Origin of the sequence: Streptomyces rubradiris (genome assembly GCF_016860525.1) — a bacterium.
In the GTDB taxonomy this organism is placed as follows: Bacteria; Actinomycetota; Actinomycetes; order Streptomycetales; family Streptomycetaceae; genus Streptomyces; species Streptomyces rubradiris.
Genome location: NZ_BNEA01000015.1, coordinates 1837667 through 1854236, shown reverse-complemented (window position 1 = coordinate 1854236; position 16570 = coordinate 1837667). Strand labels below are relative to the sequence as shown.

Annotated in this window: 12 protein-coding genes; 8 read left to right on the top strand and 4 right to left on the bottom strand. The window is 73.5% G+C overall.

Features of this window, described 5'->3' with window-relative positions; genetic code table 11:
* The first annotated feature begins 127 nt into the window (after nucleotides 1-127).
* Both Srubr_RS21405 and Srubr_RS21400 read left to right on the top strand, forming a co-directional pair.
* On the top strand, nucleotides 128-1255 hold the full coding sequence (locus Srubr_RS21405; RefSeq protein ID WP_189990196.1) for an aminopeptidase P family protein: 1128 nt from the start codon (nucleotides 128-130) through the stop codon (nucleotides 1253-1255).
* A 53-nt stretch (nucleotides 1256-1308) separates the two neighbouring features.
* Nucleotides 1309-2244 (top strand): aminoglycoside phosphotransferase family protein, encoded by a 936-nt coding sequence (locus tag Srubr_RS21400; protein ID WP_189990198.1) that lies wholly within the window; start codon nucleotides 1309-1311, stop codon nucleotides 2242-2244.
* Between the two features lie 22 nt (nucleotides 2245-2266).
* Here the strand turns inward: Srubr_RS21400 and treZ are convergent, their stop codons facing one another.
* Nucleotides 2267-4012, bottom strand: a complete 1746-nt coding sequence (treZ, locus tag Srubr_RS21395) for a malto-oligosyltrehalose trehalohydrolase (RefSeq protein ID WP_189990200.1) — start codon at nucleotides 4010-4012, stop codon at nucleotides 2267-2269.
* Nucleotides 4013-4190: 178 nt separating this feature from the next.
* On the opposite strand from treZ, the gene Srubr_RS21390 reads away from it, so the two are divergent.
* Nucleotides 4191-4763, top strand: coding sequence for a DUF1707 and FHA domain-containing protein (locus Srubr_RS21390; RefSeq protein ID WP_189990202.1), 573 nt, complete (start codon nucleotides 4191-4193; stop codon nucleotides 4761-4763).
* A gap of 184 nt (nucleotides 4764-4947) precedes the next feature.
* A complete protein-coding gene (locus tag Srubr_RS21385) occupies nucleotides 4948-5361 on the top strand; it encodes an SSI family serine proteinase inhibitor (protein WP_189990204.1) in 414 nt (137 codons plus the stop codon).
* Between the two features lie 78 nt (nucleotides 5362-5439).
* Here the strand turns inward: Srubr_RS21385 and Srubr_RS21380 are convergent, their stop codons facing one another.
* From Srubr_RS21380 to glgX, 3 genes are all read right to left on the bottom strand, one after another.
* On the bottom strand, nucleotides 5440-6690 hold the full coding sequence (locus Srubr_RS21380; protein ID WP_189990206.1) for a M14 family zinc carboxypeptidase: 1251 nt from the start codon (nucleotides 6688-6690) through the stop codon (nucleotides 5440-5442).
* Nucleotides 6691-7103: 413 nt separating this feature from the next.
* Nucleotides 7104-9473, bottom strand: a complete 2370-nt coding sequence (gene treY, locus Srubr_RS21375; protein WP_189990208.1) for a malto-oligosyltrehalose synthase — start codon at nucleotides 9471-9473, stop codon at nucleotides 7104-7106.
* A 261-nt stretch (nucleotides 9474-9734) separates the two neighbouring features.
* Nucleotides 9735-11846, bottom strand: coding sequence for a glycogen debranching protein GlgX (glgX, locus tag Srubr_RS21370; RefSeq protein WP_189990210.1), 2112 nt, complete (start codon nucleotides 11844-11846; stop codon nucleotides 9735-9737).
* Between the two features lie 199 nt (nucleotides 11847-12045).
* Here glgX and Srubr_RS21365 point away from each other — a divergent pair, with 199 nt between their 5' ends.
* The 4 genes from Srubr_RS21365 to Srubr_RS21350 all read left to right on the top strand — a co-directional run bounded on the left by Srubr_RS21365 (nucleotide 12046) and on the right by Srubr_RS21350 (nucleotide 16527).
* Entirely contained in the window at nucleotides 12046-12858 is an 813-nt protein-coding gene (locus tag Srubr_RS21365; RefSeq protein ID WP_189990212.1) for a Tat pathway signal sequence domain protein, read from the top strand.
* A 146-nt stretch (nucleotides 12859-13004) separates the two neighbouring features.
* Nucleotides 13005-14351 carry a copper amine oxidase gene (locus Srubr_RS21360; protein ID WP_229926482.1) on the top strand — a complete coding sequence of 449 codons (1347 nt, stop codon included), beginning with the start codon at nucleotides 13005-13007 and terminating at the stop codon, nucleotides 14349-14351.
* A 113-nt stretch (nucleotides 14352-14464) separates the two neighbouring features.
* A complete protein-coding gene (locus Srubr_RS21355; RefSeq protein ID WP_189990216.1) occupies nucleotides 14465-15703 on the top strand; it encodes an SAV2148 family HEPN domain-containing protein in 1239 nt (412 codons plus the stop codon).
* Nucleotides 15704-15804: 101 nt separating this feature from the next.
* Nucleotides 15805-16527: a 3'-5' exonuclease gene (locus Srubr_RS21350; RefSeq protein ID WP_189990218.1), complete on the top strand. Its 723-nt coding sequence runs from the start codon at nucleotides 15805-15807 to the stop codon at nucleotides 16525-16527.
* Nucleotides 16528-16570: the final 43 nt, after the last annotated feature.

Below are 16570 nucleotides of genomic sequence, written 5' to 3'. Positions count from 1 at the left end.
CGAGCCGTTTCGCCGCGTACCGCGGGACGCCCCTTCCGGGCATCCGGTCGCGTGGGTCCGGCCGGACGGGCAGGATGCTGCCCGAGACGTCAGCGCCCCCTCTCCCCAGCAGCGCCCGGAGGCCCGGATGACCGGTACCACGCCCGCGCCCTTCACCGCCGCCGACTACCGGGCCCGCATGGACCGCGCCGTGCGCTCCGCGGCCGACGCCGGCCTCGCCGGACTGCTCGTGGCCCCGGGCCCGGACCTGGTGTGGCTCACCGGCTACACCCCCACCGCGATCACCGAACGGCTGACCGTGCTGGTCCTCGCCCCCGGGCGCGACCCCGTCCTCGTCGTGCCCACCCTGGAGGCCCCGGACGCCGAGCAGGCACCCGGCGCCCCCGCGCTGACCCTGCGCGACTGGACCGACGGCACGGACCCCTACGCCGTCACCGCCGGCCTCCTCGACGGCCGCGGCCGGTTCGGCATCAGCGACAACACCTGGGCGATGCATCTGCTGGGCCTCCAGCGGACCCTGCCCGGCACCTCCTACGCCGCCCTCACCGACGCCCTGCCCATGCTGCGCGCGGTGAAGGACAGGGCCGAGCTGGACCTCCTGGCCGCCGCGGGGGCCGCCGCCGACCAGGCGTTCGAGGAGATCCGGAAGCTTCCCTTCGCCGGCCGCCGCGAGTCCGACGTCGGCCGGGACCTGGCCGCCCTGCTGCGCCGCTTCGGCCACGAACAGGTCGACTTCACCATCGTCGGCTCCGGCCCCAACGGCGCCAACCCGCACCACGAGGTCGGCGACCGGGTCATCCGGCCCGGCGACATGGTCGTCCTCGACTTCGGCGGCCTGAAGGACGGCTACGGCTCCGACACCACCCGCACGGTCCACGTCGGCGAACCCACCGAGGAGGAGCGCCGGGTGCACGACGTCGTACGCGCCGCCCAGGAGGCCGGCTACCAGGCCGTACGCCCCGGCGCCGCCTGCCAGGACGTCGACCGGGCCGCCCGCGCGGTGATCGCCGACGCCGGGTACGGCGCGTACTTCATCCACCGCACCGGGCACGGCATCGGCGTCACCACGCACGAGCCGCCGTACATGATCGAGGGCGAGGAGCAGCCGCTCGTGCCCGGCATGTGCTTCTCCGTGGAGCCCGGCATCTACCTGCCCGGCCGCTTCGGGGTGCGCATCGAGGACATCGTCACGGTCACCGAGGACGGCGGCCGGCGCCTGAACAACACCACCCGCGAGATGGTCACAGTGGACTGAGGCATCCCGCGAGACCCCACCCCGACGACCCCGGAACGGCGACGCGCGCACCCATGACCCAGGCACCGGCACCCACCGCGGACACCGTCCGCAGACTGGTCCGTTCGCTGCTCAAGGAGGGCCGCGACGGCACCGGGGGACCCGGCGTGCGGCCGGTGACGCCGGAGCGGGAGTACACCTGGTGGATCGGCGACCGCCACGTGCTGCGCCTCGCGCCCGACCGGGAGGCGTCCACGCGCCGCCGCCGGGAACTGCGGCTGCGCGACCTGGTCCGCCCGCACCTGCCGGTCGCCGTCCCGGTCAGCGTCGCGCACGGCGACTGGGCACCCGGGCTCGCCTACACCCTCGACACACGGGTGCCCGGCGGCACGGCCGACGAGCACGACGTCTCCGCCGTCGGGGAGGCCGATCTGGCCGGGCTGCTCGGCGGGCTGCGCGCGGTGCCCGTACGCCAGGCCGAGGCGCTCGGCGTGCCCCGCGCCGCGCCGCGCTCGCTGGAGGCGCTGCGCCGGATGGCCGTGCACGCGGCCGAACGGCTCGCCTCGGCCGACGAGTTCGACGCCGCCCGGCTGCACCAGTTCTCCCCGGCGAACGCGGCCCAGCTCGCCGCCCAGCCCGGTGCCGCCGTCCTCACCCACCACGGGCTGACCGGCGCGCATGTGGTGGTCGGCGCCGACGGCCGGGTGCGGGGCGTCCTGGACTGGACGCGGGCGGCCCTCGGCGACCCCGCCGAGGACATCGCCGGGCTGGCCGTCGCCGTCGGCTCCCCGGCGGCCGTCCGCGCCGCCACCCTCGCCGGCTACGGCGCCCGCCCCTGCCTGCGCGGTCTGTGGCTGGCCCGCTGCGACACCGTCATCCGGTTCGCCGACCACCTGGAGGGCCGCGCGGCCGGCTCCCCGCCGGTGCTGCGCGGCCGGCTGCTGCGCGCCTGGGAGCCGATCCTGCTGGAGCGGGTCACCGACTTCCCGGAGAAGGAACCGGAACCCTGACGGCGGGCGGGGCCCGCGTGCCTCAGGGCTGGGACAGGACCACGCAGGACTCGCCGGGGACCTGGAGCAGCCCGTCCGGGCCCGGTGCCGGGACCGGCTCCCAGGCCGCCAGGACCTCCACCCGGCCGGTGCCCAGCGGGATCGCCGCGGTCTGCTTGCCGAGGTTCACCGCCACCCGTACGTCCCCGCGCCGCAGGGCCAGCCAGCGGGCCTCCTCGTCGTAGGCCACCCGCGTGGCGGCGAGGTCGGGGCCGGTGAGGTCGGGCTGGGCGTGGCGCAGCGCGATCAGCCGCCGGTACCAGGCCAGCACGCGCGCGTGCGGCTCGCGTTCCGGTTCCGACCAGTCCAGGCACGACCGCTCCCGGGTCGCCGGGTCCTGCGGGTCCGGTACGTCCTCCTCGGCCCAGCCGTGCGCCGCGAACTCCCGTCGCCTGCCCCGCCGTACCGCGTCGGCCAGCTCCGGATCGGTGTGGTCGGTGAAGAACTGCCAGGGCGTGCCCGCCGCCCACTCCTCGCCCATGAACAGCATCGGCGTGAACGGCGCGGTCAGGGTCAGCGTGGCCGCGCAGGCCAGCAGGCCGGGCGAGAGCAGCGCGGCGAGCCGGTCGCCCTGGGCGCGGTTGCCGACCTGGTCGTGGGTCTGGCTGTAGCCGAGCAGCCGGTGCCCGGCCACCCGCGTGCGGTCCAGCGGACGGCCGTGGTGCCGGCCCCGGAACGACGAGTACGTGCCGTCGTGGAAGTAGCCGCCGGTGAGCGTCTTGGCGAGCGCGGCGAACGGCTTCCGTGCGAAGTCGGCGTAGTATCCCTGGGATTCGCCGGTCAGCGCGGTGTGCAGGGCGTGATGAAAGTCGTCGTTCCACTGCGCGTGCAGCCCGAGCCCGTTCTCCGCGCGCCGCGTGATGAAGCGCGGGTTGTTCAGGTCCGACTCGGCGATCAGGAACAGCGGCCTGCCCACCTCCCCGGCCAGCGCGTCCACGGCCGCCGACAGCTCCTCCAGGAAGTGGCACGCGCGCGTGTCGTACAGCGCGTGCACCGCGTCCAGCCTCAGCCCGTCGATCCGGTAGTCCCGCAGCCACGCCAGCGCGCTGCCGATGAGGAACGCCCGCACCTCGTCCGAGCCGGGCGCGTCCAGGTTCACCGCCGAGCCCCAGGGAGTGGTGTGCGTGTCCGTGAAGTACGGCCCGAACCGCGGCAGATGGTTGCCCGACGGGCCCAAGTGGTTGTGCACGACGTCCAGGACGACGCCCAGCCCGAGTTCATGCGCCCGGTCCACGAACCGCTTCAGCGCCTCGGGTCCGCCGTACGGCTCGTGCACCGCCCACAGCGACACCCCCTCGTAGCCCCAGCCGTGCCGTCCCGGGAAGGGGCACAGCGGCATCAACTCCACGTGCGTGACACCTAGTTCCACCAGGTGGTCCAGCCGGGCCGCGGCGGCGTCCAGGGTGCCCTCGCGGGTGTACGTGCCCACGTGCAGCTCGTACAGCACCGCGCCCGGCAGCCCGCGCCCCGCCCACCGCGCGCGCCACTCGTGGCGCCCGTGGTCCACGACCGCGCTCAGCCCGTCCGGGCCGTCCGGCTGGCGGCGCGAACGCGGATCGGGCAGCACCGGCCCGTCGTCCAGCGCGAACCCGTACCGCGCGCCGTCCGCCGCCTCCGCCTCGCCCGTCCACCACCCCTCACGCGCGGGATCGCGCGCCAGCGCGCGCGTGGTGCCCTCACAATGGAGCGTCACCCGGTCTGCCTTCGGTGCCCACACCTCGAACTGCACGGACGGTTCCCCTTCGTCTGCTCACCGTGATGCTCAGCGGTCCCCATCGTGCCGCCTGGAACGATCAATCCGCTCGTCAATTCGCCCTCGGCGGGCTGGTGTCGCGGAAGTTCCGGTGCGGCGCCACCGGTTCCGCGTTTCCTGGACACCCGGAGTTCACTGCCCGACAATCACCAGCGTGACGTCGTCCTTCGAGTTCTCCACCTACCCCGCGCGCCTGTCCGACGCGGAGCGCGACAAGGTGCTGCGGGTGCTGCGCGAAGGCGTCGCCCTGGGCCGGCTCTCGCACGACACGTTCGTCCGCCGCATGGAACTGGCGCTCGCCGCGCGCCGCTCCGACGAACTCGCCGTCCTCGTCGCCGACCTGCCCCAGGAGAACCGCTTCTCCCGCGCGGTCCTCGGCACTGTGGGGGCCGTGTCCGGGTTCACCGTACGGCTGCGCCGCGCCTGGCAGGCCGAGCGGCTGCCCAAGCTGCTGCTGCCGCACCCGGACCACACCCATCCGCTGCGCATCGGCCGCGATCCCGCCAACGGGCTGCGCCTGACCCACGAGACGGTGTCCCGCGCGCACGCCGAACTCCGCCGCCAGGGCGGCCTGTGGGTGCTCAGGGACCTGGGCTCCACCAACGGCACCACCGTCAACGGTCGCCGCGTGACCGGCGCGGTCGTGGTCCGCGAGGGTGACCAGGTCGCCTTCGGCCGGATGGCGTTCCGGCTCGCGGCGGGCCAGGACACGGCGGGCCGTTTTTGAACGGGTGAACGACCACGCGGGTGTGCCCTCCCGAACGGTGAACGACCACGCGGGTGTGCCCTTCCGAGGGGAGAGCGACCACGCGGGTGCGCCGTCCCGAACGGGTGAGCGGGTCAGCGGGTGTGCCGTCCCGATCGGGTGAGCGGCGCTCGGGAAGACGGGCCGTCGTGCCGATGCAACCGGCATGACTCACCTCACCAGAGCGACAGCGGTGGCCGGTGCCCTGCTGGCCGTCGCAGCCCTCCTCACCGCCGGGCCGGCCCGGGCGGCCACCCGGGAAGCCCGCGCCGACACCTGGCTCTATCTGACGGTCACCAAGGGCAGTGCCCGGACCGGTACGGTGCGCGGCACGCTGCTGCGCTGCGATCCGCCCCGCCTGCACGCGCGCGCGGCCGAGGCCTGCGCCGAACTCGGCGCCGCCGGCGGAGACATCGGGCGCATCCCGGCCGAGAACGTCTTCTGCCCGATGATCCACGCCCCGGTGACCGCCCGGGCACTCGGCCGGTGGAACGGCCGGCCGGTCGGCTTCCGGGAGACCTACACCAGCGCGTGCGTCATGAAGGCACGCACCCGGCACGTCTTCGCCTTCGACGACTGAGAGCTGAGCGTGGGGCCGGGCCACGGTCCGTGACCTGGCGGCGGACGGGCGACCGGGCGGTGCGCCGGGCGCACCCGCTCACGCCACCCGCTCCCGGGCCTGCTGCGCCGCCACCAGCACCGTCCGCGACTGGTGCTCCACCTGGTGCTCCAGCGGCACCCAGCGGGCCCGGAACCGCTGCGCGAAGGCGTCGCACCAGGCGGCCACGAGCCGCTCCAGGCGCGGCGCCGCCCGGTCGTCCGCCTCCCGCAGCACCCGCAGCAGCATCGCCGCCGCCCGCAGCGGCAGCCGCCGCCCGAAGGCGTCCACACTCCCGACGTACGCCATCGTGGTGCCCGCCGGAGAGGTGTGCGCCCAGTCCTCGGCCAGGCCCGGGATCAGCTCCAGCGCCCACCGCGCGGCCCGCAGCAGCGGTCCGTCCACGCCCTCCAGCCGGGGCAGCGCCTCGGTGAGGACCCGCTCCACCTGCCGCGCGTCCCGCAGCAGCCGGGCGGCCAGGCCGCGCAGGGCCGCCTCGGGCTCCGGGTGCGGGGCCGGGTCGTCCACCAGGTCGCTGGCCCACATCGGCACCTCCACCACGGCCGTCAGACCGCCGTACCGGTGCGCGTGGTACCAGGTGCTGTGCCGGGCGTCGTCCGGCATGCTCGGATAGGGCACGCCGCTGTCCGGGCCGGGCATCACATGCACCCCGGGGCCGGAGGCCGGCCAGCCCGCCGCGTCCGAGGCCCCCGTCTCCACCGGGATGTGCAGCTCCGCCGCGGACTTGGCGAACGGCTCGGCCAGACCCGGCACGTCCTTGGTCAACTGCACCCAGCTGCCGCCCAGGTCGGTCCCGTGCAGGGTCACTTGCAGGTACGGCCGCAACTCGTCTATCACCCTGGTCAGCGTCCGGGTCTCGGGCGGCAGCCGGTCCGGCGGCAGCACCGACGGCGACCACTCCGGCTGCTCCGCGCCCGTCGGCCGGTAGAAACCGAGGTGGTAGTCGAGCAGGCTGCGCGGCGCCGGGGTCACATGCAGGCTCGCGCCGTCCGGGTCCGCGCACAGCAGGAAGTGCCAGGAGGTGCCGGTCCGCAACTCCCGGTAGGACAGCACGCGTTCGGCGAGCACCAGCAGGGTGGAACCGCCCGTCGGCTCATTGGCGTGCGCTCCGGCGACGACCAGCACCGCGCGGGGGGAGTGTCCCACCGACAGCAGGTGCAGGGGTCTTCCCGCGCGCGAGGCACCCACCTGGCGCAGTGCGCACAGCCCGGGTTCCCGGGCCGCCAGCGCCTGGGCGCGGGCGATCATTTCGGGAACGCTGGGGTAGCGCAGCTCCGGCAGAGGACTCACCCCCGACTTGTCCGCCCGGCTTCGCCCTCCCAGTCCCGCACGCGACGGAGGAACTGTCAAGCAGTCGGCGCGGGAGGCGCCCGGGGCGTGCGGGGGCGCGGAGCCGACGGGAAGCGGGCCGCTGTGTGCCACGAGCGCACTACCGGTACGACACGAGACCCGTGAGCGCACCACCGGTATGACGTACGTCCGGTGAGCGCACCACCGGCGCGGGCGGTGACCCGGGCGCGTCGCGGGTGCGGCGGGAACCGCCCGTGGGACCCGTCCCGTTGCCTCAGTGCCAGTGCCAGTGCCAGTGCCAGTGCCAGTGCCAGTGCCAGTGCCAGTGCCAGTGCCAGTGCCAGTGCCAGTGCCAGTGCCCGTGCCTGTGCTCGTGCCTGTGCCCGTGCCGGCCCTCGGCTCTCAGTCGGTCCTCAGTCCTCCGCGACGCGCTCCAGCAGGGCCACCGGGGACCGGTCCAGCAGGTCCGCCACGCGCGTGTGGCCGGTGAACTCCCGGCCGGGGGCGAGCACATCGGCCCAGCGGCCGGGCGGCAGCGGCAGCGATGTCCCGCGCCAGCCGCCCGCCTCGGCGAGCCGCAGCGACAGCCGGGTCACCACCGTCACGACCTCACCGGAGCGCGCGAACGCCAGACAGTGGCCGGCCGCCGGACCCTCGGCGTCCAGCGGCTCGTACGACGCGTCCGCGCCGAACGCGTCCGGGCGTCGGGCACGCAGCCGCAACGCCGCCGTCGTCAGCGCGTCCTTCTCGCCGGGCGCCTCGGGCGGGAACGCCACCGGCCGCCGGTTGTCCGGATCCACCAGTGCCCGGTACTCGCCCTCCGTGCCCTGGTACACGTCCGGCACCCCCGGCATCGTCAGGTGCACCAGCGCGGTGCCCAGGACATTGGCCCGCACCTGCGGGTCCAGCGCCTTGCGGAACGCGGCCACCCGCTCGCCGGGCGGACCGCACGGTCCGGCGGAGACGAAGGCGGCGACCGCCTCCTCGTAGGGCGGCTCCTGCTCCGTCCAGCTGGTGTACATGCCCGCCTCGCGCGCGTGCTTCAACAGCGCCTGCTGGATGCGGTCCTCCTCGGCCGGGCCCAGCCCGAACACCGTCTGCCAGGCCGCCCAGGCCAGCTGTCCGTCCGGCGCGCCCTCCTCGGCCAGGCTCACCTCGGCGAGCAGCTGCGCCCAGCGGTCCGGGCACTCGGTGAGCACGGCCAGCGCGGCGCGCACGTCCGCGCTGCGCTTGGTGTCGTGCGTGGAGACGACCGTGCCGGTCAGCGGCCGGTCGCGCTGCACGCGCGCGCAGTACGCGTGGAACTCCTCCGGGGACACGCCCGGGCTGCCCGGGTCGCCGCCCACCTCGGTCGCCGACAGCAGCGGCACATAGCGGTAGAAGGCGGTGTCCTCCACCGACTTGGCCCGTAGCGCCGACGCGGTCTGCGCGAACCGGGTACGGAACTCCACCCGGTCGGCGTGGTCCGGCGCCGACGGGTCGCCGGGGGGCTCGACCAGCAGCCGGCGCACCACGGAGACGGCCTCGGCCTCCTCCGGCACCACGAACGCCAGCCGGGCCTCCTCGGCGTCCTCCTCGGTGATCACGGCGGAGGCGTCACCGGAGGCGTACGGCCGGTAGACCCGCATCCGCACCAGCAGCTCCTCCACGGCCGTGCGCAGCGCCCAGGGGGCGCGGTCGCGCAGCGAGAGGTCGGGCGAGGTGGCGCACAGCCGGGCGGCCACCCGGGTGAGCCGGTCCGTCTCCGTGGCCAGTTCGTGGGTGAGCACCTTGTACGCGGCCCGCCGGACCGTGGCCTCCCAGTTGCCGCCCCGGTCCGTCTGCGGGGCCGCGAACGCCCGGTAGCGGCCCAGCAGTTCGTACGCCCCGGTGCGGTCCGTGAACAGGCCGTCGACGTGTCGCAGGGCGTCGTATCCCGTGGTGCCCGCGACGGGCCAGGAGGCCGGCGGGTGCTCGCCGTCGGCCAGGATCTTCTCCACGACCGTCCAGCGCCCGCCGGTCGCCTCGTGCAGCCGTGCGAGATAGCCGTCGGGGTCGGCGAGGCCGTCGGGGTGGTCGATCCGCAGCCCGTCGAACACACCCTCGCGCAGCAGCCGCAGGATCGTGGCGTGGGTGGCGTCGAAGACCTCGGGATCCTCCACCCGCAGCCCGATCAGCTCCGAGATGCTGAAGAACCTCCGGTAGTTCAGCTCGGTACGGGCCAGCCGCCACCACACGGGGCGGTACCACTGCGCGTCCAGCAGCTCGGGCAGCGGCAGCCGCTCGGTGCCCGGACGCAGCGGGAAGGCGTGGTCGTGGTAGCGCAGCACGTCGCCGTCCACCCGCAGCCGCTCCAGCTCCGCGCCGACCGGGCCGCCGAGCACCGGCAGCAGCACCCGGCCACCGTGTGCCGCCCAGTCGATGTCGAACCAGCGCGCGTACGGCGACTCGGGCCCGTCGCGCAGCACCTCCCACAGGGCGCGGTTGTACCGGGGCACCATCGCCATGTGGTTGGGCACGACGTCCGCCACCAGGCCGAGGCCGTGCTCCCGCGCGGTGCGGGCCAGCGCGCGCAGGCCCTCCTCGCCGCCCAGTTCCTCGCGCACGCGCGCGTGGTCCACCACGTCGTAGCCGTGCGCGGAGCCCGGGACGGCCTCCAGGACCGGCGACAGGTGCAGGTGCGAGACGCCGAGCGACGCCAGATACGGTACGGCCGCCGCGGCGGCGGCGAACGGGAACGCGGGCTGAAGCTGTAGCCGGTAGGTGGCCGTGGGCACCCCCGGTCCGGGACGCGCAGGAGTCATGGGAACCTACGTACCCCGCCCGCCGTCTTTCGTGTCATCGGCCGGTGCCCGGATCACGCCCGCGTGTCCAGGTTCGGCGGAGGGCGCGCTCGCGCTCGGCGCGCCGGCCGGGCCGCCGTACTCACCCATCCGGCCTACGCGGCGTCTCTGCCGGCCCCTCGCGACCGGCGCCGCGGTTGACACGCTCCACGCGCGCGTGGCGGACACGCGGCCCCGCCAGGGGGCCGCGCGCCTTACTCCACGCGCCTTACTCCGCGCGCCCTACTCCGCAGGCCGTCGCAGCACCGTCAGGCTGCGGTCCGGGAGGGTGAGGCGGTCGCCGGCCGCGACCTTCTCGCCCGTCCCCGGCTCCACCCCGTCCGGGCGGGCCGTGTCCACCACCACCTGCCACTGCCGGCCGTGGTCGACCGGCACCACGAAGTCCAGTGGCTCGGGGGAGGCGTTGAACATCAGCAGGAAGGAGTCGTCGGTGATGCGTTCCCCGCGCGGGCCGGGCTCGGAGATGGCGTTGCCGTTGAGGAACACCGTCAGCGCCGAGGCCCGCGCCGAGTTCCAGTCCCGCTGGGTCATCTCGGTACCCTCGGGAGTGAACCAGGCGATGTCGGACAGCTCGTCGTGGGTGCCCTCCACCGGACGGCCGTGGAAGAAGCGGCGCCGCCGCAGGACGGGATGGTCCCGGCGCAGCCACACCATCGCCCGCGTGAACTCCAGCAGTTCGCCGCCGTCCGCCGGCCAGTCGATCCACGACAGCTCGTTGTCCTGGCAGTAGGCGTTGTTGTTGCCGCGCTGGGTGCGCGCGAACTCGTCGCCGTGGCTGATCATCGGCACGCCCTGGGACAGCATCAGCGTGGCGATGAAGTTCCGCATCTGCCGGGCGCGCAGCCGCAGCACCCCGGGATCGTCGGTGTCGCCCTCCACCCCGCAGTTCCAGGACCGGTTGTGGCTCTCGCCGTCCCGGTTGTCCTCGCCGTTGGCGTGGTTGTGCTTCTCGTTGTAGGCCACCAGGTCGTGCAGGGTGAAACCGTCGTGGCAGGTGACGAAGTTGATCGAGGCCAGCGGGCGGCGGCCGTCGTCCTGGTAGAGGTCGGAGGAGCCGGTCAGCCGGGAGGCGAACTCGGCCAGCGCGCGCGGCTCGCCCCGCCACAGGTCCCGCACGGTGTCCCGGTACTTGCCGTTCCACTCGGTCCACAACGGCGGGAAGTTGCCCACCTGATAGCCGCCCTCGCCCACGTCCCACGGCTCGGCGATCAGCTTCACCTGGGAGACCACCGGGTCCTGCTGCACCAGGTCGAAGAACGACGACAGCCGGTCCACCTCGTGGAACTGCCGGGCGAGGGTGGCCGCGAGGTCGAAGCGGAAGCCGTCGACGTGCATCTCGGTGACCCAGTACCGCAGCGAGTCCATGATCAGCTGGAGCACGTGCGGGGACCGCATCAGCAGCGAGTTCCCGGTGCCCGTGGTGTCCATGTAGTAGCGCGGGTCATCGGCGAGCCGGTAGTACGAGGGGTTGTCGATGCCCTTGAAGGACAGCGTCGGGCCCAGGTGGTTGCCCTCGGCGGTGTGGTTGTAGACCACGTCCAGGATGACCTCGATCCCGGCCTCGTGCAGCGCCCGGACCGCCGACTTGAACTCCAGCACCTGCTGGCCGCGGTCGCCCCAGGAGGCGTACGCGTTGTGCGGGGCGAAGAAGCCGATGGTGTTGTAGCCCCAGTAGTTGCTCAGGCCCATGTCGGCCAGGCGGTGGTCGTTCACGAACTGGTGGACGGGCATCAGTTCGAGCGCCGTCACCCCGAGCTTGGTCAGGTGTTCGATGACCGCCGGGTGGGCGAGGCCCGCGTAGGTGCCGCGCAGTTCCTCGGGCAGCTCCGGGTGGCGCATGGTCAGGCCCTTGACGTGGGCCTCGTAGATCACCGTGTGGTGGTACTCGGTGCGCGGCGGGCGGTCGTCGCCCCAGTCGAAGTACGGGTTGATCACCACCGACGTCATGGTGTGCGGCGCCGAGTCCAGGTCGTTGCGCCGCTCCGGTGCGCCGAAGTGGTAGCCGTACACCTCCTCGCCCCACCGGACCGACCCGCTGACCGCCTTCGCGTACGGGTCGAGCAGCAGCTTCGCCGAGTTGCAGCGCAGCCCGCGCCCGGGGTCGTACGGGCCGTGCACCCGGAACCCGTACCGCTGCCCCGGCATCACTCCGGGCAGGTACGCGTGCCGCACGAACGCGTCGCTCTCGCGCAGTTCCACCGCCGTCTCCGAGCCGTCGTCGTGCAGCAGACACAGCTCTACTCGGTCCGCGGCCTCCGTGAAGACCGCGAAGTTGGTTCCGGCGCCGTCATAGGTGGCGCCGAGCGGATACGCCTCTCCAGGCCAGACCTGCATGGATACGACTCTCCCAGGTGTGCCGTCCGCCCGGGGCCGCGTCGGCCCCGAGTGTTGTCCGAAAGTGAGGCAACCTCCTGTGGCCCGCCCGGCCTCTTGTGAGGTGACCAGTGCGTGTGGCGGTTCTGGTACCCGCCACGCGCCGAACCAGTGGGGCAGAAACGTACTCCCGGGAACCAAGGGGGAGTAGGGGGAAGACGTGCGCGAGAAAGTGCACCGCCATCTGGGCAAAGTACTGACCGGTGCGGCCCTGGCGGCGGTGGGGACCGCCGCCATGGTCGCGATCACCCTGCCGGGCACGGCGGGCGCCGGCGAGTCCGGAGGGGCCGGCGGCGCCACGCGGGCCGCGCGGCAGGCCGGGCAGGGCCCGGACGCCGCGCCGCCCGGCGTCGTGGAGCGGGCGCCCGCCGAGGCGGAGCGGGGAACGGGCCGCGACCCGCTCACCGACGACGAGCTCGGCCGGGTGGAGAAGGCCGCGCTGGCCGGGCGGCTGTCCGCCCTGGGCGAGAACGTCGCCGGGGAGCGCGGACCACAGCGGCTGAGCATCGACCTCGCCGAGCCCGAAGCCGGCGAGACGGACGACCCGGACGCACCGCGCCGGGCCGACGTGGCCTTCTACGACTACAAGAACGACACGCTCGTCACCAAGACCGTCAACCTGGGCACCGGGAAGGTCGAACGGACGACCACCCAGCGCGGCGCGCAGCCGCCGCCGAGCCGCGCCGAGAACGCGGAGGCGGCCCGCCTGCTGATCGCGAGCCCGCTCGGCGCGGGCCTCAAGGCGGACTACAAGGACGCCACCGGCAAGGACCTCACCTCCCCGGACCAGCTGGAGCTGAGCGGCGGCATCTACCGGGCCGCGCCCGGCGCCCAGCCCGCCGTCCTCGACGCCTGCGGGACACACCGGTGCGTACGGCTGTTCTCCAAGGTCAGGAACGGGCCGTGGATCGACACCAGGGACCTGGTGATCGACCTGAGCGCCCGCACGACCGCCGCCCTCGACCGCGGCTGACCGCCCGCACATCCCTGACCTCGGCAAGGAGTCGTCCCACCATGCCCGAACAGCACCTGCCCGAACAGCGTCTGTCTGCGCAGCACCTGTCTGAACAGCACCTGTCTGAACAGCGCCTGCCCGAACAGCGTCTGTCTGCGCAGCACCTGCCCGAACAGCGCCTGCCCGGCGGCGCCCGGCCGCGCGCCCTCGGCCGCGCCGCCCGCAAGACCGCGGCCGTCGGAGTGTCCCTGGCCGCGCTGGCCGCCGCCGCGACGGCCGGCGCGGGTCCCGCCGCGGCCCGGCCGCGCACCGCCCCCGCCGCGGCCCCGGGCTGCAGCGCCGCCTACACGATCGAACAGAAGCTCACCACCGGCACGACCTGGCGGATGTGCTGGCGCTACGACAGCAAGGCCGGCCTCGTCCTGGAGAACGTCTCCTACCAGCCCAAGGGCGAGACCAAGCCGATCAAGGTCCTCAACAGCGCCAGGCTCGCCCAGGTCCACGTCCCCTACGACGACGGCAAGCACGAGTACTACGACCTGACGGGCCAGGGCTTCGCCCAGGAGCTGATGACACTGTCGCCCGGCGAGTGTCCCGGCGGCACCATCAAGACCGTCAAGGTCCCGGACGGCGACCCGAGGAACCCGAACGTCAAGGGGCTGTGCACGACCACCCGTTCGCGTGGCCACGCCTACCGGATGCACGACATCGTCCAGTCGGACAAGACCTACCAGCAGCAGGGCAAGGACCTGCTGGTGTACACGGTCAACCAGGTCGGCTGGTACGAGTACATCACCGAGTGGCGCTTCCAGGACGACGGCACGGTCAACATGAACGTCGGCGCCACCGGCAGTCTCTCCTGGGAGGACTACAACGCCCAGGACGGGCGCGGCTGGCCCATCGGCAAGAACGCCAAGGACTACGCGACCAGCCACAGCCACAACGTCTTCTGGCGGCTCGACTTCGGCCTCGACGGCTCCTCCGGGACGAAGGTCGAGCAGTACGACTCCACCGTCAGCGCCCCCTCCGGGCGGCAGGAGGGCCCGACCGCCAGGACCACCCGCACCAGGCCGGCCAAGGAGTTCGCGGGCGACTACAAGAACTACCGCTGGTGGCGGATGGTCAGCGCGACCGGCAAGAACAAGGACGGGCACGCCCGTTCGTACGAACTGGTCCCCGGACCCACCACCAAGTACCCGGGCCGCCCCTTCACCCGGCACGACCTGTACGTCACCCAGTACGACAAGTGCGAGCTGTTCGCCAACGACAACCCCAAGTGCGCGACGGGCCACCCGAAGTCCGTCGACAAGTGGGTGAACGGCCAGACCCTCACCCATCCCGTGGTCTGGGTGAACGTCGGCTTCCACCACATCGCCCGGGACGAGGACCAGCAGCCCATGCCCGTGCACTGGCAGGGCTTTTCCATCGCCCCCCGGGACGTCACGGCTATGAATCCGCTCACTCCCAAGGAACTGGCATGGCAGAACGGGCACTGGGAATGGCGTAGTTGAGCAAAGCAGCCGGGACACCGACCTGTCCATCCGGCTGCACCGCCGGCCGCTCCCGGAGTAGGCTTCCTTGATCGTTGAGATGGGAAGCCCCGGGAGCGGAAGGCGGTGCACGGGTGGGCTCGGGAGGGCTGGAGCTGCCTCCTGGTGACGAGGGTCACGAGGGGAACTCCGCAGACGTCCCGCCCGGCGCGGTGTCCCTGGCCCGGCCGATGGACGCGGGGTCCATCGGCCCGGAGCTGGACTGGGACGCCGACGCCTGGCGCGAGGTGCGCACCCGCGCCCAGCGGGCCGGCCGGGCCTACATCTGGCTGAACCTCGTCGAACAACGGCTGCGCGCGGTCGTGGCCGCCGTGCTGCGGCCCGTCTACGAACCCGTCCACGGCGACGAGTGGGTGGTGGCCGCGGCCGGCCCGGCCGGACAGGAGTGGGTGCAGCGGGCGGTCGCCGTCCGCGAGGTCAGCCGCCGCAAGGGCTACCTGCTCGACCCGGCCGACGACAACGTCCTCAGCTTCCTCACCCTGCCGCAGCTGCGCGAGCTGGTGGTGCAGCACTGGCCGTGCTTCGAGCCCTACTTCGACGAGCGCCGTGACCTCGAACTCGCCCTGGACGAGCTGGAGGTGACCCGCAACGTCGTCTCCCGCAACCGGGCCCTGTCCGAGGCGGTACTGGGCCAGGCCGAGCGGGCCTCGGCCAGGCTGCTGGAGATGCTCGGCGCGGGCGGGGACGTGCCCTCGGCGCGCCGGCTGCCCGTGGACGCGGTCGAGGACCTGGTCGGTGACCGGTACGCGGACGTCGTCGCGGTCCACTCCGACCGGGTGCGGCTGCTGCGCCAGTTCCCGGCCGAGGACATCTTCGGCGGCGCCCGCCGGCTCGACGCCATCGGCATCGGCCTCAACCTGCTGGTGCAGAACTTCTCCGGGCGCCGCCTGGTCCGGCTCGCCGAGTCCGGCTGCCGGGTGCGGCTGCTCTTCCTCAACCCGGCCTCCAGCTCGGTCAAGCGCCGCGAGCGCGAACTGGGGATGAAACGGGGCGAACTGAGCCGCTCGGTGGAGATGAACATCCTGCACATGCGCCGGGTGCGGTCCCGGCTGCGCGACCCGGGCGCATTCGAGATCCAGGTGTACGACGAGACGCCCCGCTTCACCGCCTACCTGGTGGACGGCGACGGGGCGGACGGCGTCGCGGTGGTGCAGTCCTATCTGCGGGGGGCGCGCGGGATGGAGTCCCCGGTCCTGGTGCTGCGCAACGGCAGCCGGCTGGTCACGTCCGACGATGCCGGAGAATCCGGTCTTTTCCCGACATACCGCGAGGAATTCGAGCTGGCTTGGGCGGATTCGCGCCCGGTGTCCTGACCCGCCGGAGCCGGGCGGGGCGAGGCCGTCGGCGGATTGTCAGTGCCGCGTGCGATGGTGGAGGCACTGGGGGAAAGCACCACCGAGAAGGGGGGCCGCCCATGGGCTGGCACCAGGAGCTGCTGATCGGCTTCGACCTGGAGACGACCGGGACCGATCCGCGTCGGGCGCGCATCGTCACCGGTGCCGTGATCGAGGTCAGGGCCGGTGAGCCCGCGGGCCACCGGGAGTGGCTGGCCGATCCGGGCGTGGAGATCCCGGCCGACGCGGTCGCGGTCCATGGCATCAGCACCGCACGCGCGGCGGCCGAGGGCCGCCCGGCCGACCAGGTGGCCGACGCCATCGCGGACGTCCTGGTGTCGTACTGGAGGACGGGCGTCCCGGTCGTCGCCTACAACGCGGCCTTCGACCTCACCCTGCTCTCCGCCGAACTGCGCCGGTACGGCCTGCCGTCCCTGACCGACCGGCTCGGCACCGCCCCCGCTCCGGTCGTCGACCCGTACACCATCGACCGCTGGGCCGACCGCTACCGCCGCGGCAAACGGAACCTGGAGGCGGTCTGCGCCGAGTACGGCATAGTCCTGGGCGCGGCCCACGACGCCACCGCCGACGCCCTCGCCGCCGCGCGGCTCGCCTCCGCGATAGCCGACCGGCACCCGAAGATCGCCGCCCTCGGCCCCGCCGAACTGCACCGGCGTCAGATCCAGTGGTACGCCGAATGGGCGGCGGACTTCCAGGCGTTCCTGCGGCGCAAGGGCGAGACGGACGCGGTGGTCGACGGCGCGTGGCCGCTCCGCGAGCTGACCGAGGACCAGCCCGCGTAGCGATGTCCTCCGTGGGCGCGTCGTGGCGCCCCTGACCCTTCCG